The organism is Psychromonas sp. KJ10-10 (assembly GCF_047323245.1).
Lineage (GTDB): Bacteria > Pseudomonadota > Gammaproteobacteria > Enterobacterales > Psychromonadaceae > Psychromonas.
Genome location: NZ_CP178826.1, coordinates 1,230,212 through 1,256,474, shown reverse-complemented (window position 1 = coordinate 1,256,474; position 26,263 = coordinate 1,230,212). Strand labels below are relative to the sequence as shown.

Annotated in this window: 19 protein-coding genes and 4 pseudogenes; 11 read left to right on the top strand and 12 right to left on the bottom strand. The window is 37.9% G+C overall.

Annotated features, from left to right (window positions below; all coding sequences use genetic code 11):
• The first annotated feature begins 234 nt into the window (after nt 1-234).
• Nucleotides 235-1,198: pseudogene (tal, locus tag ACLKMH_RS07200) on the top strand (transaldolase).
• A 69-nt stretch (nt 1,199-1,267) separates the two neighbouring features.
• Here the strand turns inward: tal and ACLKMH_RS07195 are convergent.
• From ACLKMH_RS07195 to ACLKMH_RS07165, 7 genes are all read right to left on the bottom strand, one after another.
• A complete protein-coding gene (locus ACLKMH_RS07195; protein WP_413701436.1) occupies nt 1,268-1,687 on the bottom strand; it encodes a type IV pilin protein in 420 nt (139 codons plus the stop codon).
• Between the two features lie 11 nt (nt 1,688-1,698).
• A complete protein-coding gene (locus ACLKMH_RS07190; RefSeq protein WP_413701435.1) occupies nt 1,699-6,231 on the bottom strand; it encodes a pilus assembly protein in 4,533 nt (1,510 codons plus the stop codon).
• Between the two features lie 371 nt (nt 6,232-6,602).
• Entirely contained in the window at nt 6,603-7,190 is a 588-nt protein-coding gene (locus tag ACLKMH_RS07185) for a PilX N-terminal domain-containing pilus assembly protein (protein WP_413701434.1), read from the bottom strand.
• A 2-nt stretch (nt 7,191-7,192) separates the two neighbouring features.
• Nucleotides 7,193-8,005 carry a PilW family protein gene (locus ACLKMH_RS07180; protein ID WP_413701433.1) on the bottom strand — a complete coding sequence of 271 codons (813 nt, stop codon included), beginning with the start codon at nt 8,003-8,005 and terminating at the stop codon, nt 7,193-7,195.
• Between the two features lie 66 nt (nt 8,006-8,071).
• Entirely contained in the window at nt 8,072-8,218 is a 147-nt protein-coding gene (locus tag ACLKMH_RS07175; protein ID WP_413701432.1) for a PilW family protein, read from the bottom strand.
• Between the two features lie 2 nt (nt 8,219-8,220).
• Nucleotides 8,221-8,748 carry a type IV pilus modification protein PilV gene (pilV, locus tag ACLKMH_RS07170; protein ID WP_413701431.1) on the bottom strand — a complete coding sequence of 176 codons (528 nt, stop codon included), beginning with the start codon at nt 8,746-8,748 and terminating at the stop codon, nt 8,221-8,223.
• Nucleotides 8,749-8,750: 2 nt separating this feature from the next.
• Complete coding sequence (locus ACLKMH_RS07165; protein WP_413701430.1) at nt 8,751-9,272, bottom strand: GspH/FimT family pseudopilin; 522 nt, start codon at nt 9,270-9,272, stop codon at nt 8,751-8,753.
• 978 nt (nt 9,273-10,250) lie between these two features.
• Between ACLKMH_RS07165 and ACLKMH_RS07160 the strand changes: the two genes are divergently transcribed.
• The 8 genes from ACLKMH_RS07160 (at nt 10,251) to ACLKMH_RS07125 (ending at nt 16,645) form a co-directional block, all read left to right on the top strand.
• The gene (locus tag ACLKMH_RS07160; protein WP_413701429.1) at nt 10,251-10,364 is read left to right on the top strand and encodes a prepilin-type N-terminal cleavage/methylation domain-containing protein; all 114 of its coding nucleotides are present in this window, start codon (nt 10,251-10,253) and stop codon (nt 10,362-10,364) included.
• A complete protein-coding gene (locus ACLKMH_RS07155; protein WP_413701428.1) occupies nt 10,361-10,732 on the top strand; it encodes a GspH/FimT family protein in 372 nt (123 codons plus the stop codon). Before ACLKMH_RS07160 ends, ACLKMH_RS07155 begins: the two co-directional genes overlap by 4 nt.
• On the top strand, nt 10,725-11,090 hold the full coding sequence (gene pilV, locus ACLKMH_RS07150) for a type IV pilus modification protein PilV (protein WP_413701427.1): 366 nt from the start codon (nt 10,725-10,727) through the stop codon (nt 11,088-11,090). Before ACLKMH_RS07155 ends, pilV (ACLKMH_RS07150) begins: the two co-directional genes overlap by 8 nt.
• A 120-nt stretch (nt 11,091-11,210) precedes the next feature.
• Nucleotides 11,211-12,137 (top strand): PilW family protein, encoded by a 927-nt coding sequence (locus ACLKMH_RS07145; protein WP_413701426.1) that lies wholly within the window; start codon nt 11,211-11,213, stop codon nt 12,135-12,137.
• Nucleotides 12,138-12,150: 13 nt separating this feature from the next.
• The gene (locus tag ACLKMH_RS07140; RefSeq protein WP_413701425.1) at nt 12,151-12,681 is read left to right on the top strand and encodes a PilX N-terminal domain-containing pilus assembly protein; all 531 of its coding nucleotides are present in this window, start codon (nt 12,151-12,153) and stop codon (nt 12,679-12,681) included.
• Nucleotides 12,682-12,915: 234 nt separating this feature from the next.
• Nucleotides 12,916-13,581, top strand: coding sequence for a hypothetical protein (locus ACLKMH_RS07135; protein WP_413701424.1), 666 nt, complete (start codon nt 12,916-12,918; stop codon nt 13,579-13,581).
• A gap of 38 nt (nt 13,582-13,619) precedes the next feature.
• Nucleotides 13,620-16,097, top strand: a complete 2,478-nt coding sequence (locus ACLKMH_RS07130; protein WP_413701423.1) for a pilus assembly protein — start codon at nt 13,620-13,622, stop codon at nt 16,095-16,097.
• Nucleotides 16,098-16,159: 62 nt separating this feature from the next.
• Complete coding sequence (locus ACLKMH_RS07125; protein ID WP_413701422.1) at nt 16,160-16,645, top strand: type IV pilin protein; 486 nt, start codon at nt 16,160-16,162, stop codon at nt 16,643-16,645.
• Nucleotides 16,646-16,691: 46 nt separating this feature from the next.
• Here ACLKMH_RS07125 and ampD read toward each other — a convergent pair whose 3' ends face one another.
• From ampD to mazG, 5 genes and pseudogenes are all read right to left on the bottom strand, one after another.
• Nucleotides 16,692-17,234 (bottom strand): 1,6-anhydro-N-acetylmuramyl-L-alanine amidase AmpD, encoded by a 543-nt coding sequence (gene ampD, locus ACLKMH_RS07120; RefSeq protein WP_413701421.1) that lies wholly within the window; start codon nt 17,232-17,234, stop codon nt 16,692-16,694.
• Nucleotides 17,235-17,655: 421 nt separating this feature from the next.
• Nucleotides 17,656-18,957 (bottom strand): annotated as a pseudogene (gene eno / locus ACLKMH_RS07115) (phosphopyruvate hydratase).
• A gap of 159 nt (nt 18,958-19,116) precedes the next feature.
• Nucleotides 19,117-20,757 (bottom strand): annotated as a pseudogene (locus tag ACLKMH_RS07110) (CTP synthase).
• A 310-nt stretch (nt 20,758-21,067) separates the two neighbouring features.
• On the bottom strand, nt 21,068-21,277 hold the full coding sequence (locus tag ACLKMH_RS07105; RefSeq protein WP_413701420.1) for a hypothetical protein: 210 nt from the start codon (nt 21,275-21,277) through the stop codon (nt 21,068-21,070).
• A 7-nt stretch (nt 21,278-21,284) separates the two neighbouring features.
• On the bottom strand, nt 21,285-21,893 hold the full coding sequence (gene mazG / locus ACLKMH_RS07100; RefSeq protein ID WP_413701419.1) for a nucleoside triphosphate pyrophosphohydrolase: 609 nt from the start codon (nt 21,891-21,893) through the stop codon (nt 21,285-21,287).
• Nucleotides 21,894-22,001: 108 nt separating this feature from the next.
• On the opposite strand from mazG, the gene ACLKMH_RS07095 reads away from it, so the two are divergent.
• Nucleotides 22,002-23,054: an efflux RND transporter periplasmic adaptor subunit gene (locus ACLKMH_RS07095; RefSeq protein WP_413701418.1), complete on the top strand. Its 1,053-nt coding sequence runs from the start codon at nt 22,002-22,004 to the stop codon at nt 23,052-23,054.
• Nucleotides 23,051-26,241: pseudogene (locus ACLKMH_RS07090) on the top strand (efflux RND transporter permease subunit). The gene ACLKMH_RS07095 and the pseudogene ACLKMH_RS07090 overlap by 4 nt, the downstream one beginning before the upstream one ends.
• Nucleotides 26,242-26,263 lie beyond the last annotated feature (22 nt).

Sequence of the window (26,263 nt, the reverse complement as noted above, 5' to 3'; positions counted from 1 at the left end):
TACGTTCGTTACCTACATTGCATTAAATAAAATGTAAATGGGTGATCTCTTTCACAATAATAAATAGGTAAGGTTTGCAATAGAATTTATTAACATTAGTACCTTGCTTAAAGGCCTTTCTATTGTTACAAATAGGGTTAACGCACTACAATAATTAGCGTTAAGAAACTTAACTTTCTAACGAAATCAGGCTTAAACAATAAACTCGTTATAAAAATAAAATAGGCGAAAAGAATGACCAACCAACTTTCACAACTAAAAAAACTTTCGACGGTTGTTGCTGATACGGGTGATGTTGAAGCCATTAAAAAATTTCAACCACAGGATGCAACCACTAATCCTTCCCTTTTACTCAAAGCGGCGTCCCTTGATAATTATCAGCATCTACTTATTGAAGCGACTGATTGGGCAAAAAGACAAACAGAAAATCAACAAAAACAAGGTGAGCTTGCCTGTGATAAATTATCTGTATTAGTCGGTTTAGAAATATTAAAAATAGTCCCGGGACGTATCTCTACAGAGGTTGATTCACGTTTATCCTTTGATACCAATGCCTCTATTAAAAAAGCACAACAATTAATCGCTCTTTATAATGAAGCCGGGATCAGTAACGATCGTATTTTAATTAAACTGGCGACCACCTGGGAAGGTATCAAGGCGACTGAGCAATTAGAAACGCCAAGGAATTAACTGTAACCTCACTTTGTTATTTAGTTTTGCACAGGCACAGGCTTGCGCAGAGGCTGGTGTTTACCTCATTTCACCTTTTGTAGGACGTATTCTAGACTGGTACAAAAAACAAACAGGCATAAGCTATTACCCAGCACAGGAAGATCCTGGCGTACTTTCCGTCACTAAAATTTATAATTATTATAAACAACAGGATTACAAAACCATTGTGATGGCGACCAGCTTTAGAAGTGTTGAGGAAGTGCTAGCCTTAGCAGGATGTGATCGCCTAACCATTAGCCCAGATTTAATGGCTGAGCTTGAGTCCAGCGATCAGTTAATTGATCAGCAATTATCAATGACTCCGACAAGCGAACGAAAATTAGTAGCACCTCTTTCTGAAGGAAAATTTAGATGGTTATTAAATGAAGATGCAATGGCAACCGAGAAACTTGCCGAAGGTATTCGTAACTTTACTATTGATCAAACTAAGTTAGAGAAACAATTACTTGCGATGTTACAGCAGTAATAATAGCGAAAAAATTTTAATGACTTATCGCACTCGATAAGTCATTAAAAAATTTCCAATAATAGATGATTACCAACAAGTACCACTCGGGTTAACCGTACCCGTTTTATCTTTTGAAGACTTTTGGCCTGTATGAATAAGAATTATCGTCCAACAAGTTTCATCATTAGCCTGTGATTTACCAGAAACAGGCGTTGCCGACAAGCTAAAACAGCTACTTGTACAAGCCGAGGTATCAACCGATATTGTATAATAGCCCTCATCAGATGTTGTTCCTCCTAAATCAGCCATTGAATTACTATAACTATTATTAGAAGTATAAAAACGTTCCTCTAACATCGCGTTTCTTGTCAAAGTAGAAAGCGCGTCAGATCGTCTCGTTCTTTGTAAAGAATCTTGATAGCTAGGCAAAGCGACCGCGACAATGATGCCAACAATCGCAATCGCAATCAGTAATTCAATAAGGGTAAAGCCTTTCACTATTTTCACATTTTACCCTTTTAAAAGCTTGAGGTATCTATTTGACGCCATGACTGACGCCCTTGACCGCCACTAATTGTTTCTGTGTTAATTTCTAAGGTAGAAATACTACCAGTAGAATCACCAATAATTAGCTTCACTCCATCAGTTCCAACATGGAAGGTAGCTCCATTAACAAGCCCCGTACTATTATTTTCACTATCAGAATCAGGATCACTGATGCCACTTGCAGGTATTTTATTTAATGAAGCAATTTCTGTTTCTGTACCAACGGTTTTGGTTAGTGATGTATCTTGCCCGATAGGTGCATAATAGGTTGATGTTCCCGTTTCAAAGGAAAGCGCCCAAATATAACTCTCACCATTGACTTCACAGATCTCACTCGGAGGTACATATTCAAAAAAGACAAACACACCTGTGTTGACGGGATCTGCAATACCAGGGCCAGTCGAGCGTCCACTTGGATCACCAGCAGGAGTTTCAAACTTCACTTTCCAACCTGGCTGACCTATCATGCCAGCAGTCGGAGTAGTGTAGGTACCATTTTTCATTTCTTCGAAATTTGAAATAGTATCACCACCTAAAGAATAATCACTGCCATCAACATTCTCCAGTGAACCATCTGAATATACACGCACATCAGTAGTATCTGCTAAGTTTGAAAATGCAACTGCATCATCATAATCATAGGTATTATCGGTTTCTTTAGGTTCTTTAACACCAAAGAACCACTGCTGACGTGTATCACTTAAATCAGCTTTAGTAACATACCTACCTGTACCTGACATTACCCATCGATTACTATTAATAGTGCTATCTACTCCTGTTAACGGTTCACTCATAATAGGTCTTTGTGCATCTACAAGTGTATTTACTGAACCTGAAGATAGAGAAAGTCTCATTAACTTACCCCCGACATCTGTACCATCAAGTGAAGAGGTACCAAAATAAACCACATCATCGTTTAAGTCCGAGTCCCAATCAGTGACAGTAATATCTCCTACTAAACTATTTGTTTCTGTACTTAAACTATCAGTCGGTGAAAATCCGCTTTTATAGATACTTGCTGTAGCATTATTTTTTGAATTACTAGCAACAGTGTTTAGATTTACCTGGATAATCCTTGCATTTTGATCACTATGCCCCGTAAACAAGGTGCCACTGCCATGAGGCCCAGAACCAAAAACTAAGAACCAGTCATTATTAGAGCCATTTATATTTTTCACGATAGCGGGTTTACTGGTTGTATATCCAATTTCGGGCGCAGTGATCTCTGCTAATAATACAGGAGGACTTTCTGGGTCGGTAATATCCATAATCACATAACCTGAACCAGTGCTTTTATCTGCGGTGCCATCTCCATTTGTGTCAAGATCCATAGCTCCACCACCATAACGCATCCCCATCACTAAAATAGTTCCCCAACCATTTTTGTGTGTAGTGTCATCTTCAAATATTTTCACATCTTGAGCAAAACCGACTCCATCCATGTAATACACATGTGGGTAATCAACCTCTTTTAACCATTGCAGGTGAGGTAATAAATTACTAGGTGCATAAGCCCATAATTCTGAACCAAGTGGGTGAGCGGTAAGGCTTCCATTAGTTGTACTAAACTTACTATTTGCCTCCTCCCAGAATCCTGCATTAAAAGCATGTAACATACCATCATTAGCACCGACATAAACGACTTGTCGACGATCACTGTATTGCGCTAAAAATTCGCCATAACTTGTATCACTATGACTAATATCGTAACCGGCATCAGGGCTGGAAACCATTACCGGTGATGAATGAATAATGTCACCTAAGCGCCAAGTAGTGCCGGAAATAGTTCTGTTTCTACTATTCGAAATAGAGTCATCACCTCTTATATAGTTAACTAAATCAGCCGTTTCAGTGGAATCGACAGCCAGATAACGATCCCCATTAGCAGAAGTCATTGCGCTAGTGGTAAAGTCCACTTTGTCATTATTATTAACAAAATCATTGCTGGAATTGTTAAAGGCTGTAAATATATAACGGCCATTAGCGACTGAAGAAGTGTAAGATCTTTGGTTTCTGACCCCAGTATTTGTAAAGCTAGCAAGTTGATCGACAGCACTCCATATTGATTTTAAATCACTTAGGGCCTCTAATGAGCCAGTGGCTGTAAAATTCTCTCCACCATCTGATGTAGTATAACGTTGAAAGAAAGTATCATTTTGGCTTTCATTATAGGAAATGATTATTTTCTTATCTACATCATAACCATCCAGTACACCATCACCGTCGCTATCTTCACGTAAGTTTGAATTATCATCAATAAAAATACCATTCAGGCTACCAATCCATTCAACGGTATCATTGCCTTCCGTTTTTTGTGGTTGATAAAGCGCTTGATAAACAGCACCCACACCAGAAGTGCTGTTAGAAACAACAGCGGCTGAACCAGAGGCCGTTGATGCGATAATAGAATCAAGCACCTGTTTAAGTTGAGACTCTAATTGTGAAGGATTAGTCGCTAAAAAGTAATTATCAGGAATACCATCACTGCCCGTATCACCTGTTGTATTATTTTTTTGGTCCCATTCAGCAGAACTCGATGGTTTTTTATCGCCGTCTAAATCTGTAAATCCGCCCCATTTGGCGGCATAGAACAAAGGTGTTTCTAATAAGGAGGCAGTTGAGCTACCAATGGTATAAGTATAAGATGTAGTCGCATTTCCAGTTGTACATTTAGAAGAACAATCGGTAATAGACGGGTCTGCATCAGAGTCAGTAAAATTATTAATGCCAGAATGTACATGAAAGCCATCCTGAGTAGTGCCACTAATAACATAACCAAACCCCATTTTATTACCCGTGGATTGAGCAATAACATCAGTAAAGATTGTTACTTCATTTGAAGAAATACGATATTTTATGGTACCCCACATATCTTGATCGTAATCCCCGCCCTGTTCACTATCTTCCCAGTTAACATAAAGCGTACCAATATATTCCCCAGTACTTCCATCCTCTTGGTAAGCTTTTGCAATTTTAAAATCTACAATGGCACAGTTGGCATTAGGGGAAAGTGTTTTATTACGACAGGCAGGTAATATACTAACAGTTTTAGTATCACTCCCTGGGACAGGTATTGTAATAGATGGAACAGAAGGGGATAAAGCAACACCATAGGTAGTTACTACCTGCTCACCAGCTAATGCAGTTGTGCCACTCGCTCGAATATCATTACTATGGGCAAAGTGTGCAACTCCAGCAATTTTATAACTACCATCAAGGCGAGGAGCATCAGGACAAGTACCTTCTACCTGGCCTAAATTATTTACAGTTTTTGCAGTACAAAGCTGGTTGTTTGCAGTACCATTTTCACCAACAAAAAATTCATTACCAGTGATTCCTTCACTGTCACCAATGGTTTTAGTTAAGGCTTCAGAATCTGCATTAAAATCTGAATCAAACTTTGTTAATTCATCTGCATCGTAGGAAATACTGCTAGCATTAAGCATAATAACATTAAGTTTTGCACATTCGTTAACTGTGTTTAATGGATCTAACCAAGTTGCAGTTTTTAAATTTGAAAACCTTCCAGAATCATCGGCGCTAAAAGCAGTGTTGGCACTTTTCCCAGCATAATAACGGTAACATTCTGATAAAATTTCAGCGACAGGATTTCCCCAGTTAGAGCAATTTCCATTACTAAAAGAACTTAGAGCCCATGGACAACTATCCCCACTGGTATATCGCCCATCGTTATGAGAATAACCATATAATCGAAAGCTATTCAAAGTACCAATAATACTACCAGCAGTTGGAGTTGTTTTTAATGTTCCGTCAGTTGTTGTATTAATTTCATCACTTGTAGGGCCTACATTTTTTCTTAATACTCCGCCTGATTTATTTTTAGCATAACTTCCTGTCATTAAACCAAAGTTAACAATACCATCGTCACCATATTTTTGTACAAGCCCTATAGGTTTATAATTTCCGTCTGGGTATTTTTTACAGTTCTCAGAGCCAATTAATGCTTCTGAAACACAAGCCTCTACTCGTGCAACATAATCAACCTCACCCAATCCCTGTTTATTTGTCGCTTTCTCAGGGCTATCAGGGTTAGCCTCTATATCCGATAATGATGAGTCATTATCATTATCATAATTATTACCTTTCTCATCATACCAACGACATTGCCAACGCTCATTAGCGACCCAAAGAGAGTAATTACCTTTTGCAACACGAATAAGTGGCGCATCATTCACTTGGTGTGAATATTTATTGTTATTGTTTACTGTGGTATTACAAATCGTTATCCCAGAAGAGACTTCATTATTCTTAAATGGGGTTAGTTTTGTGAGATCATCTCCATCATAGAATTTTGCAAAACTATGCGCATCATTTGGTAAATAAGTGCGCTCTAATACAGTGTTGGAATCAGTGTCTGTACTTCTATAACCACCATAAAGTAATTTTCTCACCGTATCAATTCGAGCCATGGTTGCCCAGTTAAGGTAATTACCCGACCAATACTTACTATTGTTTCCGGTACAATAATTATCACTATCAGCCAATGATTCCGGAGTAAATACCTTAGAGTCGTAGCTATAACACTTTTTACTATCGAAATAGCCGTAATACAAAAAGAATGTAAATAAGTAGTATCGAGCGTTCCATCTGCATCTAAGTCATCATAATCGGTATATGCTTTATAGAAAAGTTGGTGATCATTAGACATACCAAAGAGCACCATTGGCACTACATTTTGGCTTAGGATAGCTGGCGAACTTGAAAAGTCTGCTGAAGATGGATCTGCGGCTATTGCCGATCGCCACGGACTTATTATTGCACCTAAAAATGCTCCAATAAATAAAACCCTTTGTAATAATAGTTTTGATTTACACATGTTTAGTACCTTATTTATTTTTCTACAACAACGCATTAATTAAATCTTTTTATAGGTGGTTTGAAGCATCACCTGTGAGTCTGCAGTTCCACCTCTTGCTAATGCGGTTATTCGAAAAGAGTATGCCCATTCAGCTATTAAATTGGCGTTTGGATCGCTGTTGGTATCATCTCGAACCATAAAACAACGAAATTCAACAATGTATTTTGCGGCTGAAGATGTCCCAGTTAGGGACGTTGCCAACTTATATTTTCCACTACCATCTGTCCACAAAGCCCAGTCTTCCCAGGGATTAGTCAACCCAGCACTGCAACTACTCGCAGGAGCTCCAGTAGTAGGAAAACTACCGTTAAAACATAATCCATTTGTACATGTCGAAGTAAAACATTGACTTCCTGTACATCCCGATTGAAAATTTCCAACTACAAATGTTGTGTTCTCCACAAAAGCTTCCGCTTCTACAAGGGTCGCTTCTGCTGATTGAAAAGCAATTTCGTGATCTCTAAAGTTACCCGACATTCGCTCTTCTAAATTACTTATTCGCACCCCTGTTAAGCCAACAATGGTTAACAGCAACATCATAATCAAACTGATAATAATAATCTCGCCTTTTTGCTTGTTCAGCATAGTTAACTCCTATTCCTTAACTTTACTGTGGTAGAGAAGGTATTTGTGACGGGAGATCCATTAACAGTCGACAAACTTCTTACCGTCACGTTATAGCGTACAGATTGGACATTAATCCAGTTGGCGGCCGTGACACCATCAGCCCTCAGATATTGCACATTACTGCCTGTTTTCACTCCATAAAAGATACCTAAGTCAGAAATGCCTTCAACAACCTCACTAGCACCAGAAGAACCACTTACATCTTGGCGATAAAGGCTTAATATTGAGGAATCGGAAGATGAAGGCCCGACATAATAAGCAAAGCTATCCATTTTATAAACTGATGATCCGGGAGAATAAGACCGTTCAAGCCCCGCTGAGGTATCTGCACAGGTAAAATTTCCTTTCAATTTCTTTTTTACACAGTTTTTGTATGAAAACCCTGAAATATTGCCATCATTATGAAGACTATGGCCAGCATTATTATTGTTATTTGTTGGGCCTGTATTAGCATAAATTGCCATATTAGAGCAATTAGCATCAACCAAAACAATAATATCGCCTGTTTTTAAAGTACTATTTGAAGTTGTAAAACTAACTTTTGCTGAGTTTGTATTATGGCTAGCGACAATTAATGCTCCATCGTTATTAACAGTATGAATAATAATGGCATCGGTATTTGGTTCAGAAACACTTTTAAAAGAAGAAGGGAAAGTTGAATTAGTGCCATCACCCAGATATCCAGTAAGGCCGTTAGCAAAAGATGTTGCCGCTCCTGTGTAACCTGAACTTAAAGTGTTAGCGACGCTAATTGTATTAGAAACACCCTCCAAAACCCGCCATGCGAGTATCTCGAGCAAGCATTTCTAAGGCATAACGCGCGTTTTCTTGCATTTGACCTAAGGCATCTTGTTGTGCATAACTTTGCTTAGATGATAAAAAACAGACAGAACACCTGTCATCATAAAAACACCAAGCGTCATCGCAATGAGTAATTCAACTAACGTAAAGCCTCTTGCTGATTTATTGAACTTATTCACTCTCATACTTAAATTCTCGTTCTGTATGTAAATGATGATGTTTCAGGATCGACACTAGTAGAGCTTGCTCCACTGATGGGATTAGCTACAGACTTAGTAGAATTGACACTATTAAACTGAATAACAATGGTGTATTCCCTTAAACCACCCGCCTTAGTGCCAGGAGTAACAGAGCCTTGTCCGCCAGGTAATTGACTCGCTAAGCGATCACTCCATTGTTTATAATCATAACCAGCAAGTGCAGAGGCGCTACAAGCGGCTGTTTCACAGGCAGTGGTACTCACCGAAGAACTTGTACCTAAGGTAAAAGTATAACTGTTAGTATCTAATGCTTCCTCAGCGTTTACCCTTAATCTATCATTCATATCAGCGACTAATATTGATGCTTGAGTTCTTAAATATGACTCATGGCTATATCTCAAGCTTTGGGTTTGCAATGCGACCAAACCTAACAATCCACCAGCAAGAATAAATACCGCAACTAAAACTTCTATCAGTCCCACGCCTTTCTGACGAAAACTTGAATTTTGAGACATTACTATTTCCTTACTCGCCCTGTTGCCGATAAAGTCATCGTACGAGTGTAATCAGTACCATTACTATGAGTAAAGGTAAAAGTACCAACATTACCCTCGGCCTGACCTAAACTATTGAAGGTGACATGATCTCCACCAGTAAAGGCTAAATTAACATTACTTTGCAATTTTTCATTTACTCTCAACACTACATCATCAATTGTCGCTGGATTAGTATCCGTATCAATATCACCATCCGCATTAGAATCAAAAAATACAATAACGCCGTCAGTCCAAGAGGCAGAGCTATCACATGCTGTCAAATTTGAAGACTGGCAAACACTCACAGCCCTCCCACGCTTTACAGCTTCCGACCTTGCCGTTAATAAAAGCGAAAATATAGTATCCTGGTCTCTTGTAACCGAATTACTGATCATCATACTATTAAAACTTGGCACAGCCACAGCTATTAAGATTGCCATAATAGCAATCGTGATCATTAACTCTAATATTGTAAAACCTTTATTTATCATAAGCACTATCATATATTATTCGAACGCCTGACATAAAATGTTATAAACCTGGAGATAAATAAAAATACTAACCTTCTTAATAGTAAGAGAATTCTATTATTATTCATTTCCTCAATTGAGAATAACACGGATAACAATTGATAAACTCAGTCTAAAGCTAGATTACAAGCATCAATTACTTGAAATTAAAAACGCCTTCCTACAAAAAATAAAACATTTATATTTAATATAAAAATAAGATTGGAAAATACATCTTATACGGCTCAAAACTCGAGTTTTCATATAAAACAAAGGCATTTAAATAAGAACTAAAACAAACTATTTTTCTTTCTTCTTAACAGCACTTTAAATAAATTAACGCAAATATCCTTTATTTATAAGTGGTTATAATAATGAATCACTTATATTAATAATTCAATTAACAAAAGTACTACTAAGATCAATAGTATATAAATATTAAAAATATATCATTATGATCTTACATTTATCTATCAGTGCAAACCACTAAATTAATTAACAGATATTCACAATAATGTGACATGCAAGTCGAATTTAACATCAAATTAGCATGAAATGAGCATACCTTACATATTATATTTATATTATGTCTATTATATAAGGTTGCTTAATATTTAGGTTTAATCTTTTTTAAGCAATTAAGTACTTCTTTTATCAAGCTTAATGATATAGCCAAACATAATTATTTATCTATATTACTTACCTATTATCTGCAAAATGTAAGAAAACTTTACAAGTTTAGTTCAATGTTGCAAATAACTCAGTTTTTGATGCCTATTAAAAGCATATAATCAAGAACAGCAATTATTTACCACCATCTTCCTTATTTAATGCACCTTTATTGCACATTAAAAGGTTACCCTTTCTCCCATCAAATCAAAACAGCTCACTTCACCTCTAACCATTCCTATTTAAAATACCGAAGAACTGTTGCGATCACTTTTATATAAAAATACGCAGGAGGCTATCAAGATGAAACACTCAGGTTTTACCATTGTTGAATTAATGGTTGTTCTGGCTATTTTAGCGATTTTATTATCCGTAGGGCCCCCACTTTCAATAGCTTTATTAAAGGTAGCGAGATGACGGCTAACAGTAACGATTTAATCGGTGCTCTTAATTATGCGCGTATGGAGGCGGTTAAACGAGGCGACTCGGTGCAATTAGGTCAACGGGATGGTTCAACTTGGACGGGAGGTTTTGTTGCTTGGGTCGATACTGATGAAAATGGTGCCTTAGATACTGGTGAAGAGTTACAGCTTTGGGAAGCCTATAGTAATAGCAGTAGCGTTTCTAGCAATAATAATGTCAGTGCATTTACTTTCGCGACCACTGGAGAAGTCGATAATATAGATATTTTAACGATTTGTGATAACCGCACAGGTGAAACTGGTCGAGATATTTCCATTTTAGCATCAGGGGCAATATATGCCGATAAGGTGACCTGTGCTTAATTTTAAAAATCATCAACAGGGAAGTTCATTACTTGAGGTATTAATTTCACTTCTGGTTATGGCTATTGGGCTTTTGGGCTTGGCTTCAGTGCAAATCATTAGCTTAAAAAACCTTAATAACTCTCAGTTTCGTTCATTATCAACAACCTATGCCTATGCAATGGCTGAGAGAATGCGTTCCAATCAATCTGCTGTCGTCGCAGGGAATTATGATGCGATTGATGATAGTGCGGATGATCCAAATTGCACAAACTGCAGTGCAAGCACAAATTGCACAATTAGATGCTTATCAATGGAATCAATTAATCTCAAGCAGTATTGCCTCGGGTGGTTTACCAACGGGAACTGGAACAGTTAATAAAAATGGCTCAGTGTATGACATTACTGTCTCTTGGCAGGAACAGCAACGAGATAGCGATGGTGGCAACATTAGTGATGTTAATTTCACCCTAAGCGTTCAGCTTTGAAGGTTGAAAAAATGCCCTCCATAACAATAGCCAAACCTCGCATTTATATCAGCAAACAGCGCGGGTTTTCATTAATTGAATTAATGATAGCAATGGTATTGGGTTTATTAGTTATGTTTTCAGTTTTACAAGTTTTTACTGCAAGCATGCAAAGCACCGTATTACAAAATGCGTATGCTCGCGTTCAAGAAAATGGTCGAATGTCATTAGAATTAATAAGCCGAGATATTCGCGTTGCCGATTTTTGGGGTTGTCTGCATGATACAAGCTTGATCACTAATCATTTAGACAGTAGCTATGACGCTACATTTATTCCTACAAATCAACTTGCTGTTACTGGCGGCAACAATGTAACTAGCCTCACTATTGCTGGCATTTCAGTCGCTGACGATACAGATACGATTACCCTGCGCGGTGCCAAAAGCTATTCGAATGTAAAGGTCACCACTCCGCATATGATCAACAATGCTTCAGATATCACTATTATTAATGGCGCGAGCATTGTAAATGGAGATGTTATTTTAATCAGTGATTGCGTTGGGGCAGATCTGTTTTCAAATAGTAGTAATAATACCAACCTAATTAGTCATGCTGATGCGCTTTCCAATGTTTACTCAAGTAGTGCACAAATACTAAGCCCCTATTATAAAATCTATTTTATTGGCACCAATTCCTCTGCAGGTTCATCTCTTTTTGTAAATAATAATGGTACAGCCCAGGAACTTATTCGAGGTGTAACGGATCTACAAATCACCTATGGAGAAGATACAAATAGTGATGCAACGGCTGACCAATTTAGTATCGCATCAAGCGTGACCGATATGGATCAAGTCCTATCAATCAGCTTTACCATTGTGACTGAAGACAGTAGTAGCACAAATCAAATACAAAAGAATTATGCCTTGACCACCAACATACGTAATCGAACTCTACAATAAGGTTAATGATGATATGCGCAAAAAACACTCTGGTGCGGTTTTGATAATTACTTTAATTATCTTATTTACCTTAACCATCTTAGTTTTATCTGGCAATAAAACCGTTTTATTACAAGAAAAAATGACCATGGCTGTACGTAATACACATATCACTCTTGAAATGACTGAATCAGGCACTTTGGATGCGGAGTCCTTTATTGAAACACTTACAAGTACCACAGCTTTTAATGCTTCCGGTACGGGTGGGTTATATAGCCAAGATAATGGCCCTTCAGATATTTTTGCAAGTAGTGTATGGAGTGATAGCAAAACAGCGAATGCCACAACCAGTGTTTCTCAGTCAGGAAAAGTAGCGCAATATTTTATTGAGTATCTTGGCCTACTACCAAGTTCAGACTCGGATTCAGCGGATATCAATATGACAGGATACGGTGAAACAAGTAACGATGGTGATGTTCATGGCTTTAAAATCGTTTCTCGATCTCAGGGTGATAATGACGATAACGAGCGAATTGTAGTGAGCTATTACGGTAAAAGCTTTTAATTAACTTCAATTCAGGGGCAGTGTTTTTCCTGTATAAAATTTAAAAGTGATGTTTTATAAAGTTGCTATAACCTCCGATATAAAGAGAAATAAGCGTGATTAAAGCCAATGTAAAAAATCTGTTTACAAGGGGGATTGTGATAACGACCTTCTGTTATTCATCTATTACCAGTGCAGATGAATTGTTACTGCCAACTGAGCCATTAATTACGGTCTGCATCAGTACAACCTAATATGATGTTATTACTTGATAGTTCTGGCTCTATGGGAAATATTGTGGTGCCCGACTCTTACGATCCCGATGAAGACTATTATGATTGTGATGATCCGATAAGTAATAACTCAACCATTTCCATTAAAATTTCATCGACTGGTGACGTAACCTTTGATGATGGTAAAACATTTGGTAATAGCACCACTACGACAACCACCAGTTCTGGCAAAGGCAATAAGAAAAATAATAACAATAATAGTAGCTCTAGCTCCGGCTGTTTCGATGATGACTTGTTATATGACGCACAGCTCAATGCAAATGGTAGTAGTGGCACAAATAATATTCCTGGAACAAGTAACAATGGCGGTATTTATTATGGTAGCGCCTCCTACACAGGTAATTTTCTAAACTGGTATTTTTCTGATTCCGGCACTAATTTTGGTGCTGATGCAGAAAGAAAACCCGATACCGAAACAAGAATGGAAGTGGCTAAAAGTGTTGCAACTGACCTAATTGAAAGTATTGAAGATATTCGCGTTGGTATTGCAAAGTTTAATGAGTCTATTGGTGCCAATATTATCGCTAATATTGAAGATATCACTAGCGCAGAAAGTAATTTAATCGATCAAATTGATGCGATTGAATTTGGCGGTGCAACTCCCTCGGTGAAGCTCTGTCGCAGTTAGGTTACTATTTTACCCTTGGTTATTCCGCCACAAAGGATTTGCTTATCCATCCTGATGATGATGACAAAAGTGAATATGTACAAACCAATAAAGTATTTAAAGAGTCTCCTATTTATACTTCACCTTTAACTGCTCCTAGTGAAGTAACCGAAAATTGGTGCCAACAAAACTTTGTTGTCGCCATGACAGACGGACAGCCTTCAGATTCAGATACTAATGTCAGCTCTTATTTGGAAAACTATTATAACGGCACAGGTTATATTGTTGATGATGTTGCCTTGGCAATGTACGAAATTGATTTACGCCCTGATTTAGGTGACGATGATGAAGAAGCAACGAATAATGTCACCACTTATGTGGTTGGTTTTTCAGATGAAAGTGTTACCAGTAGTGATTTATTAGAGGATACAGCCACAAATGGTGGCGGTGATTTTCTTAGTGCCGAAACTAGTACTGAATTGGTATTAGCTTTCAAAACGGCAACCGATAGCATTTTTGCAAAAGTCGCTTCTCAATCAGGAGTTTCATTTAATACCAGTTCTCTTACCTCGGAGAGTGCCGTTTATTCCTCTAGCTTTAACAGCTCAAAATGGTCAGGTAGCCTAGAAGCATATGAACTAGATGATTCCGGCGATATCGCAACAGATGCCACATGGGATGCATCAACTAAGCTTGATGACATGACTTATACAGACAGAAATATATTTACTTACAATAACGGTGGTGTTGAATTTACAAAAGATAACTTAAGTACAACTCAATTAGAGGATCTCAGTAATGGCCCTGAAGGCTCTGATGGCATTGATAATTTAATTAATTACCTTAGTGGAGATAGAAGCTTAGAAGGCAGTGGCACAACAGATTATCGCACCCGTTCAGCTCGATTAGGCGATATCGTTAATTCCACAACTATTTATGTATCATCACCTGAATTAAATTGGCCAAATTGGACATCCACAAATGGTATTGGCGCAGAAGGCGATAATTACTCAACATACGTTAGTGATAATGCCGATCGGACTGCTATGATTTATGTCGGCGCTAATGATGGTATGTTACACGCTTTTAATGCTTCTTTAACTAGTACAGACGCAGGACAAGAAGCCTTTGCCTATATCCCAGGCATACTTTATTCCAGTGAAGATCAAGCAGGCTTACATTACCTTGCCGATAAAACCTACGCCCACCAATTTTATGTCGATTTAACACCAACCGTCAGCGATGTTTACATCGAAAATGCCTGGCATACTATACTTATTGGCGGTTTACGCAGTGGCGGAAAAGGTATTTTTGCCCTTGATATTAGCGCCCCAGATAACTTTTCAAGTTCATCAACAAATGCCGAAAACTTATCACTGTGGGAATTTAGCAGTAATGATGATAGTGATTTTGGTTATAGCTACAGTAAACCAACAGTAGCAATGATGGCAAACGGTGAATGGGCAGTAATCATTGGCAATGGTTACAACAATTCTGGCGATGGCAAGGCAAAATTATTTATTTTATTTATTGATCAAGGCCTAGATGGAACTTGGACAATTAATAGTGATTACATAAAAATCGATACCGGTATTGGTAGTACCGATACACCCAATGGTCTTGCAACGCCAGGTGTTGTTGATTCTGATGGGGACGGAGTTGCAGACAGAGTCTATGCTGGAGATTTACAAGGTAATATGTGGGCATTTGATATTAGTAGCGACGATGAAAGTGACTGGGAAGTTGCCTACTCATCCTCTAATACGCCAGACGCACTTTTTACAGCTAAAGACAGTAGTGGCAATGTACAGCCTATTACAAGCGCTCCTATTATTTCTAAAAATACAAACTCTTCCGATGATGATCCCAACTTATTAGTATTTTTTGGAACAGGTAAATATATCGAAGAAAGTGATAAATATACTACTGATGTGATGAGTTATTACAGCATATTAGATGCCAATGAGAGTAGCTTGTTACGCTCAGATCTAACCTTACGCACATTACTGACCGATGATGATAAGCGTGTGATCAGTGGTGATGATTTTAGTTGGTATAACTCATCTGGTTGGTATTTTGACCTATTAGATAGTAGTGAAAGTCCCGATGAATTAGGCGAACGAGTTATATCTGACTCTACCATTATCAATAGTTTATTAGTTTTTACTACGGTTATCCCTAATGTAGATAGCAATGATGTTTGTACCTCTAACAGCGAAAGTTGGTTAATGGCCGTTGACTTAAATACAGGTAAAGCCCCAACTTATGCAGTGTTTGACGCTAATGGTGATGGCGTGATTGAAGATACTGATGTAAGCATTACCACTGAAACCGATGCTAATGGTGATGGCGTGGCAGATAGTGGTGACACCGGCTATAGCGGTATAAAAACCAGTGGTTCAATGGTTTCCGACGCAAGTATTCTGAGCAGTTACGTTTATACCAATGATGCTGATGGCAATACCGATAAAGACCTTATTAGTACAGGCCCCAGTGAGCAAGAAGGTCGCCTCTCCTGGGAAGAACAAGTTCGTTAGTTTTTTACTAATCAAAATTTAAATTACATATTTAATACCATTGCTATTAAAAGGAAATATCATTGAAATTTAAGCAAGGCTTTACACTTATTGAACTTTTAATCGCCATTGCTATTATTGGCCTTTTAGCGGGTATTGCTTACCCTTCTTATCAGGAAAGTATCTTGAAATCACGGCGGGTTGATGCACAATCTGCATTACTTGGTTTAGCTCAAGCTCTTGAGCGCTGGAATACCACAGAGGGCACTTATTTAGAGGTCGCTACAAATGATGCCGATACAGGCTTTCCTGCGATTTTTTCTACAAAATCGCCTATTGATGGTACTGGCACCTATTATAATCTAAAAATTCATTCCGCTTCCTCTTTAGCCTATGTGATTGCCGCTGAGCCAGTTAATAGTCAAGCAGGTAATGGTATATTAATATTAAAATCAACGGGTGCTCGAGGCTGGGATAGTGATAATAGTCTTGCTGGCGTGGTGACAGGATTAGGAACTTCTCCTAATGAACTTGAAACATCAGAAATGTGTTGGAAAACAAGTTGTTAGAATTTATTATTAGATAGATTATGAGATTTAATTGTAAGCAAAAAATCTAATCAAGTAACTGAAAAAAATAACTCCAGTCGAACCCTTCACCGGGATCGCTTTTACGTCCAGGCGCAATATCGCTATGTCCAGTGATTCGATGTTTCGTTAACAACGGATAATCTTTCATTAATTGCCGGGTTAATTCTGTTAAAGATTGATACTGTGCGCTTGTATAAGTCGTTTGATCTGTGCCCTCAAGCTCAATACCAATAGAATAATCGTTGCAGGCATCAACACCTTGAAAACTAGAAACACCCGCATGCCATGCGCGTTTATCAAAAGCAACATACTGTTCAATTCTACCATCACGACGAATAACACAATGTGCGGAAACTTCTAACCCTTTTAAATCCTTAAAACTTTCATGAGAGTTACAATCTAAACACCCCGTAAATAACTGCTCAATCTGTTTTCCACCATATTCCCCCTCAGGCAAACTAATACAATGGATCACCAATAAGCTGATTTCAATACCCTCAGGACGCTCATTAAAATAAGGCGAAGCTATCTGTCGAGCTTTTTTATAAAGTCCAATTTTATTTAACACACAACATCCTTAAAAATGTATATAAAATTAACCATTAATAATATAACTGATTAATCTCAATCCTCATAATGACTTAAGGTTTTACTGACAGCTGATAGCTAACCGCTAATAACTTTTCCATAGATAAAAAAATCCCCACCGAAGTGAGGACTTTGTAGTTTGTAACTGATCGCTGACAGCTATTAACTGACAGCTAATTAATTACTGACCTTTAACTTCTTTAAGGCCTTTGTATGGTGCGTCAGCGCCAAGAGCTTCTTCGATACGTAGAAGTTGGTTGCCCGTAGTTAACAAAGAGTAGCAACACGTTCAGAAACGGCTTAATGTTCTTCATTAAAAACAAGCAAAAAAATCCCCACCGAAGTAAGGACTTTGTAATTTGTAACTGATCGCTGACAGCTATTAACTGACAGCTAATTAATTACTGACCTTTAACTTCTTTAAGGCCTTTGTATGGTGCGTCAGCGCCAAGAGCTTCTTCAATACGTAGAAGTTGGTTGTACTTAGCAACACGATCAGAACGGCTTAATGAACCAGTTTTGATTTGGCCTGCGACAGTACCAACTGCTAAATCAGCAATTGTTGCATCTTCAGTTTCACCAGAACGGTGAGAGATAACAGCAGTGAAACCAGCGTCTTTAGCCATTTTGATTGCGACTAGAGTTTCAGTTAAAGAACCGATTTGGTTAAACTTGATTAAGATTGAGTTAGCAATACCGTTGTCGATACCACGCTTAAGGATCTTAGTGTTTGTTACGAATAAATCGTCACCAACTAATTGGATTTTATCACCCATTAGTTTAGTTTGATGTGCGAAACCATCCCAATCAGACTCGTCAAGACCGTCTTCGATAGAAACGATTGGGTATTTGTTAGTAAGATCTTGTAGGAAGAAGTTAAATTCTTCTGAAGTGAATTTTTTACCTTCACCTTTAAGGTCATAGATGTTTGCTTCTTTGTCGTAGAACTCAGATGCAGCACAATCCATCGCTAGCGTGATGTCTTTACCTAATTCGTAACCTGCGTTTGCAACAGCTTTTTCGATTGCGGCAAGTGCGACTTCGTTAGACTCAAGATTAGGAGCAAAACCACCTTCATCACCAACAGCTGTAGAATGACCACCAGCTTTAAGTACTTTAGCAAGGCTATGGAATACTTCAGCACCCATACGTAAACCTTCACGGAAGTTAGGAGCGCCAACAGGTTGGATCATGAATTCTTGGATATCAACAGAGTTATCTGCATGCTCACCACCATTGATGATGTTCATCATTGGAAGAGGCATAGAGTAAACACCAGAAGTACCGTTTAGGTCTGCAATGTGTGCGTATAGAGGCACTTTCTTAGAAGCTGCAGTACTGCTTTAGCAGCTGACAAGAGAAACAGCTAGAATAGCGTTTGCGCCAAATTTTGCTTTGTTTTCAGTACCGTCTAAATCGATCATGATTTGATCAAGTTCAGCTTGTGCTAGTGCGTCTTTACCCGCTAATGCTTCAGCGATTGGACCATTTACCGCTTCAACAGCTTTAAGTACACCTTTACCTAAGTAACGTGCTTTATCTCCGTCACGAAGCTCAAGTGCTTCACGTGAACCAGTAGAAGCGCCTGATGGTGCAGCGACCATACCAATAGAACCGTCAGCTAAATGAACTTCAGCTTCTACAGTTGGGTTACCACGTGAATCCATGATTTCACGACCAAGTACTTTTACGATATTAGACATAGTGTTTCCTTTAGTATTTAAAAATTAAGTTTAAAATTTAAGTTTTTCTATTTCGTTTTCTAGCTGTTACAGCCCAGCATTATGCAAAGCATAGACTGCAATTAATTAACATCTTATTTCAGAATTTTCTAACAAAAATTGATGTTCTGTCAATAAAAACTATTTAAATCGACCTTGTTGATGATCTATCGCAGATTTTATGAATCCTTTAAACAGCGGATGACCATCACGTGGGGTTGAAGTAAACTCAGGATGAAATTGAGCGAACAACAAACCATGGATGATTTGGATTCTCGATAATTTCAACTAGTTTTTTATCTTCAGATAAACCACTAATTTTCAGTCCCGCTTTTTCAATAATAGGTAATAAATTATTGTTCACTTCATAACGGTGTCTGTGACGTTCAAAGATTTCTTTATTGCCATACATATCAAAGACTTTAGAGTCTTTTTGAGATGACACTTCTGCGAACCAACACGCATAGTGCCACCTAAATCAGAGTCTTCACTACGCAGTTCAACTTCACCTGATTTATCAATCCACTCGGTGATCAAACCAATCACAGGTTGCTCTGTATTTTCGTCAAATTCCGTTGAATGTGCATTTTTAAGGCCAGCCACATTACGAGCAAACTCGATTAATGCTACTTGCATACCTAAACAAATGCCTAAATAAGGAATTTTATTTTCACGAGCATATTTAGCGGCTTGAATTTTTCCTTCAATACCACGAGCACCAAATCCACCAGGAACCAAGTATCGCATCGATATCTTTGAATGCATCATCGCCCTTAACTTCAACGTCTTGAGAATCAATATATTTAATGACAACTTTTGCAGAGTTTTTAAGACCACCATGCTTTAATGCTTCATTAACTGATTTATAAGCATCCGGTAATTCAATATATTTACCAACCATGCCAATCACGACTTCATTGGAAGTGTTTGCTTCTTCTGAAACTACTTTTTCCCATTCGCTTAGAATCAGCTTCAGGACAGGTTAAACCAAAACGTTTAACACAAATATCATCTAACCCCTGCGCTTTTAATAAAGCTGGAATTTTATAAATTGAATCAACATCGCGTAATGAGATAACTGATTTTTCTTGAACGTTACAGAATAACGCAATTTTTGCTCGCTCATTTGCAGGGAAACTCACTTCACTTCGGCAAACAAGAATATCAGGCTGAATACCGAGGCTACGTAATTCTTTAACTGAATGTTGTGTTGGCTTGGTTTTAACTTCACCAGCGGTTTTTAAATATGGCAATAGCGTTAAATGCATAAACATAGCATTGTCACGGCCCACTTTTAATCCCAATTGACGAATTGCTTCTAGGAAAGGTTGAGATTCAATATCACCTACCGTACCACCAAGTTCAACGATAGCTACATCATGTCCTTCACCACCAGCAATAACTCGATCTTGAATTTCATTAGTAATATGTGGAATAACTTGAATAGTAGCGCCAAGGTAATCACCGCGACGCTCTTTTGCGAGTACTTCAGAGTAAACTCGACCTGTTGTAAAATTATTACGCTTAGTCATCTTGGTGCGGATAAAACGCTCATAATGGCCTAAGTCAAGATCCGTTTCTGCGCCATCATCAGTTACAAACACTTCACCATGTTGAGTTGGGCTCATTGTGCCAGGGTCGACGTTAATATATGGATCTAATTTTAATATAGTAACATCAAGGCCACGTGCTTCTAAAATAGCGACCAGTGAACCTGCTCGCAATGCCTTTACCAAGTGATGAAACAACACCGCCTGTTACGAAAATATATTTTGTCGTCATAATAACCCTGAAAATGTAATAGATAATGATCGGAACTAGTTTCTTTTTTATTTATCAAAAACACAAAAAGTCATCACTCTATTCAAGATAAGTGATGATTTAATGGGATATTTTAAATTTTGAAGAAAATAGAACATTTAGATGGGAAGACAGTATAACAAAACCTCTCATTTTGGACACTCTTTTCTACACATTAGGTAAAATATATGCTCCTCTATTTGATAAAATCGAGGACAACAGCCCTCTCTTTTAATGTGCTCTTCAAGCCCAAAAGCTAACGTTGCTGGTATCTTGTATTTATCTACAAAAATTATTTTATTTCCTGTGATTTAACTTCACGCCAAATATTATCAAGCTCTTCTAAGCTACACTGTTCTAATTGTTTGCCTTGTTTTATTACTTGCAATTCAACTAAACGAAAACGCCGTTCAAACTTTTTATTCGCTTGGCGTAATACCGTCTCTGGATTTGCCTTTAAATGACGAACTAAATTTACATTAGCAAACAGTAAATCGCCCAATTCATCCTCAATATGTGCTTGTCTTTGTTGTTTCTGTTAAATCAGTGCGTTTAACTTCCACTAATACTTCATCAATTTCTTCATGTATTTTAGCTACAACAGGCTCTAACTCGGACCAATCGAAACCAACATTAGCGCAACGCTTTTGAATTTTATAAGATCGATTTAATGCCGGTAAAGCCAGAGGAATATTATCCAAAATGCTTTCCTGTTGATTCATGGATGTTGCTTTTTGTAGGCGTTCTTTTTGCTTTTCTGCTTCCCAATTTGCATGAACCGCTTGTTCATCTTTAAAGGAGGTTGAAGCAAATACATGAGGGTGGCGACGGATAAGTTTTTCATTTAAGGTTTCTAGAATATCAGAAAACTCAAATAAGCCTTTCTCCTTTGCAATCTGTGCATAAAACACCACCTGAAAAAGTAAATCTCCTAGCTCTCCTTTTAAATCTGAAAAATCTTGCATTTCAATCGCATCAGCTAACTCATAAACTTCTTCAAGGGTATGAGGAACAACTGACGCAAAAGTTTGTTTTTGATCCCAAGGACAACCCGTTTCAGGATCACGTAATTGCTCCATGATGTTCAATAGAGCTTGTAAATGTTCATTATTTGTCATGGCTTCACTTTTTTCTCGTTGAATAATAGAATTATGTTGATATACGTTGATAATTAGACAAATCTTTATTAGAATAATCTAATTAAAAGTCTTTGTTAGGAGTTTACAATGTCCCATCAACTTCATCGACGCTTTAGCTACGTTGTTTTTAACATATTAGTTTTTAGCCTATTAGTTTCTACTTTTTTTAGCAATCAACTTATTGCTGATACGCTTTTCGAGGTTAAGAAAGAAAATAAACAGCGACTTTTAACCCTAGATGCCACCTTAGAGGCAATCAATAAAGCAACCCTTTCTTCGCAAACTAACGGACGAATTATAAAAATCAATTTTGATACTAATGATTATGTCAATCAAGGTGAGGTGCTTTTAGAGATCACCAATAAAGAACAAGGTGCGCAACTAGCGAAGCAAGTGAAGCAGAATTATTACGCGCGAAAGCAAATTATAATGAGGTTAATCTTACTTATACACGTTATAAACAATTGTTTCCTAAAGGTGCAATTTCTCAAGGACAACTTGATGCTCGCTGAAACTAGTGTTAAAACAAGTCAACAACAAATCAAAGCGGCTGAAGCAAATTTAATTCAAGCAAAAGAGTCGCTTAATTATACTATTGTCAGAGCGCCATTCTCTGGTGTGGTGACCGAACGTCACGTGGAAGTCGGAGAAAGCGTTAATCTTGGCCAACCGCTGTTTTCAGGTATGTCATTAGACAAATTACGCGCCGTAACAGAAATTCCTCAACGTTATATTGAAGCGCTACATAAAGACCCTAGCTTCATCATCACATTAACTAATGGTAGCCAATTATTTTCCGATAAAATCACCCTTTTTAATTATGCAGATCAACAATCTCATGCTTTTAAAGTGCGTATTGAATTACCTGAAAATAATTTACAATTATTACCTGGTATGTGGGTAAAAACCCAATTTGTGACAGGCACTCGAGAAAAAATATTAATTCCAAATAGTGCCATTTTAATCAATAACGAACTCACTGCGGTTTACCGTCAAGTTCAAGATAACGTTGTGTTAACACAAATTCGTTTAGGTAATAAAAGCGAAGGCTTTACTGAAGTGCTCGCAGGTTTACAAGACGGAGACAATATTATTCTTGATGCCTATGCTAAATTACAAAGCCTGGGGACGAAGCAATGAGTAAACACCTCAATGTATCCGGTCGCATTGCTAGCACCTTTCAGCAATCAGCAATTACCCCCTTACTTGCCATCATAGGTCTGTTATTAGGCTTCTTTGCTATTATTGTGACTCCCAAGGAAGAAGAGCCACAGATAGATGTTACCTTTGCTGATGTATTTGTATCTTTTCCAGGAGCGACACCTAAGGAAGTTGAAAACTTAGTCACTATCCCACTTGAGCAAGTGATCTCTGAAATCAAAGGGATTGATATGACTTATTCTTTTTCACAACCAGATGGCGCCATGATCATTGTTGTCTTTGAAGTAGGCAAACAACGCAATGATGCAATTGTTAACCTTTATAATCAGATTTACAGCAACATGGATAAGTTGCCAAAAAATGCGGGTATTGGCCAACCGCTCATTAAACCACGCGCTATTGATGATGTGCCGATCTCTGCCGTGACACTTTGGTCAAAGGACTATAATGTTACTCCACAACAATTAACACACATAGCACATGGCCTAGAAAGTGAGTTGAAACATATAGAGGGCACCAGAGATATTTATACTATTGGTGGGCATTTACTGACACTCAATATTCGTATATCACCTGCAAAAATGAATAATTTTAATGTCAGTTATGATGCTATCAACCAAGTTTTAGCAAGCAATAATATGCGTTCTAACAGCGTTTCTCTAGTGCAAAACGACAGTCAAATTAGTATACAAACAGGACAGTTTTTACAAAATATCAGTGAAGTAAAAAAGTTAATTATTGCAGTAAAAAATGGCTCACCAGTTTATTTACAGGATGTGGCTGAAATAACATTAGCGTCCGATATTCCTAATCAAAATGTCATACATGGACAAGATGGAAAATTATACCCAGCAGTAACCATTGCTATCGCCAAACAACCGGGCAAAAATGCAGTTGATGTGACCCAGGCAGTTGAGCAACGTTTATCGGCACTACGTAACGTACTTATTCCCGATAACATCGAAACCACAATTTCACGAGATTATGGTGCAACGGCGAAGGATAAATCTGATACTTTAATCGGTAAATTAATCTTTGCCACCAGCGCGGTGATTGTTTTAGTGCTACTAACCATGGGCTGGCGTGAAGCGATCGTGGTAGGGATTGCAATCACAATTACACTAACCATCACTCTGTTTGCTTCCTGGGCCTATGGCTTTACGCTAAACCGCGTCTCGTTATTTGCACTGATTTTTTCGATTGGTATCTTAGTTGATGATGCTATTGTGATCGTTGAAAATATTCACCGACACATGCAATTAAGTAGTAAAAAACTAACTGAAATTATTCCTATTGCCGTTGATGAAGTTGGTGGCCCGACAATTCTAGCAACATTCACCGTCATTGCGGCGCTACTTCCTATGGCCTTTGTGACAGGGTTAATGGGTCCTTATATGAGCCCAATTCCGATCAATGCAAGCATGGGAATGCTTATTTCTTTAGCCGTTGCTTTTATTCTTTCACCTTGGTTAAGTGGTAAATTATTAAAACACCATAAAGAAGAAGCAATACACAGTGAATCGCCCGACAAAAATGAGCGCATGATTAAGCTCTTTAATGCTTTAGTAGGCTCTTTTATTCAGGGCGGGCATGCAAAAAAGGCGCGTTGGTTACTTTTTTCGGCGTGATAATTTTAATTGCCCTTTCAATTTTATTACCTTTTAAACAGCTTGTTGTTATGAAAATGCTACCCTTCGACAATAAATCAGAATTTCAAGTGACAGTGGATTTACCAGAGGGTAGCCCCATTGAGAAAACACAACGTTTATTAGTTGAATTAAGTGATGTGATCGCTACCATCCCTGAAATTAAAAATCAGCAAATTTATGCAGGCACAGCGACCCCGATTAATTTTAATGGTCTTATTCGTCACTATGATCAACGTAGCACAGAAGAGCTTGGTGATATTCAAGTTAACCTTGTGGATAAACATTTACGTGACCGTAATAGTCATCAAATAGCCTTGAGTGTCAGAGAAGCCTTACAAGAGATTGCAAAACCATATCAAGCAAACGTTAAAGTTGTCGAAGTACCACCAGGGCCACCTGTTTGGTCACCTATTGTTGCAGAAGTCTACGGCCCAAATCAGGAAATTAGAGAAATAACGGCCAATAAAATTGAGTCTTTATTTCAACAAAGTACCGATGTGGTTGATATTGATATTATGTATCCAGACACACAGGAAAAATGGCAAGTTAATATCAACCGTGCAAAAGTCGCGCGCTTGCTTGTGCCTTATGCCAATATTGTTGATGCCGTATCAACCTCTATTGGTGGTAAGGATATTAGTATGTTGCATAATGATAATCAGAAATATCCAATTGCTATTCGTTTGCAACTCGAAGAGGGTGAAAAAGTAAACTTAGAACAATTGTTAACATTAAAACTCGAAAGCCAAAGTGGTCAACTAATTGCGCTATCTGAAATGCTAACGATTGAAAAAACAACAGTCGATAAACCTATTATGCACAAAAACATGATCCCAATGATCATGGTAACCGCGGATATGGCAGGCCCATTAGATAGCCCACTTTATGGGATGTTTGATATTTATAATACCATTAAGGATCAATCTTTAAATATCCAACAATACTTTACCACTCAGCCTAGTGGCACACATGAAACTGCTATACTGTGGGATGGTGAATGGAAAATTACCTATGAAACCTTCCGAGATATGGGCATTGCTTACGCGGTAGGCATGATACTGATTTATTTATTGGTTGTGGCCCAATTCCGATCTTACATTGTACCACTGATCATTATGGCCCCTATTCCTTTAACCGTAATTGGTGTTTTACCTGGCCACGCATTGTTTGGACAACAATTTACTGCCACCTCTATGATTGGCATGATCGCGCTAGCTGGTATTATTGTACGTAATTCCATTCTTTTAGTGGATTTTATCAACCATGAAACAGCCAACGGTAAGCCTTTTAAAGAAGCGGTTATTCACTCCGGCGCGGTTCGTGCTAAACCTATTATTCTAACAGGGTTAGCCGCTATGATTGGGGCATTATTTATTCTCGATGATCCGATTTTTGGTGGGTTAGCAATCAGTTTGATTTTTGGTTTGTTAATTTCAACCATATTAACACTAGTTGTTATTCCGGTATTATATTACACCTTTATGGCGAAGCAGTTTGAAGGAAAGACGAGTCACTAGCTTTCAGCTATTAGCTATCAGT

Excerpts from the sequence above, each read along its gene's own strand:
- ACLKMH_RS07185 (WP_413701434.1), bottom strand. The coding sequence starts at position 7,190 with ATGCTGAACAAGCAAAAAGGCGAGATTATTATTATCAGTTTGATTATG.
- ACLKMH_RS07175 (WP_413701432.1), bottom strand. The coding sequence starts at position 8,218 with ATGAGAGTGAATAAGTTCAATAAATCAGCAAGAGGCTTTACGTTAGTT.
- pilV (WP_413701431.1), bottom strand. The coding sequence starts at position 8,748 with ATGTCTCAAAATTCAAGTTTTCGTCAGAAAGGCGTGGGACTGATAGAA.
- ACLKMH_RS07165 (WP_413701430.1), bottom strand. The coding sequence starts at position 9,272 with ATGATAGTGCTTATGATAAATAAAGGTTTTACAATATTAGAGTTAATG.
- ACLKMH_RS07160 (WP_413701429.1), top strand. The coding sequence starts at position 10,251 with ATGAAACACTCAGGTTTTACCATTGTTGAATTAATGGTTGTTCTGGCT.
- ACLKMH_RS07155 (WP_413701428.1), top strand. The coding sequence starts at position 10,361 with ATGACGGCTAACAGTAACGATTTAATCGGTGCTCTTAATTATGCGCGT.
- ACLKMH_RS07145 (WP_413701426.1), top strand. The coding sequence starts at position 11,211 with ATGCCCTCCATAACAATAGCCAAACCTCGCATTTATATCAGCAAACAG.
- ACLKMH_RS07140 (WP_413701425.1), top strand. The coding sequence starts at position 12,151 with ATGCGCAAAAAACACTCTGGTGCGGTTTTGATAATTACTTTAATTATC.
- ACLKMH_RS07135 (WP_413701424.1), top strand. The coding sequence starts at position 12,916 with ATGATGTTATTACTTGATAGTTCTGGCTCTATGGGAAATATTGTGGTG.
- mazG (WP_413701419.1), bottom strand. The coding sequence starts at position 21,893 with ATGACAAATAATGAACATTTACAAGCTCTATTGAACATCATGGAGCAA.
- ACLKMH_RS07095 (WP_413701418.1), top strand. The coding sequence starts at position 22,002 with ATGTCCCATCAACTTCATCGACGCTTTAGCTACGTTGTTTTTAACATA.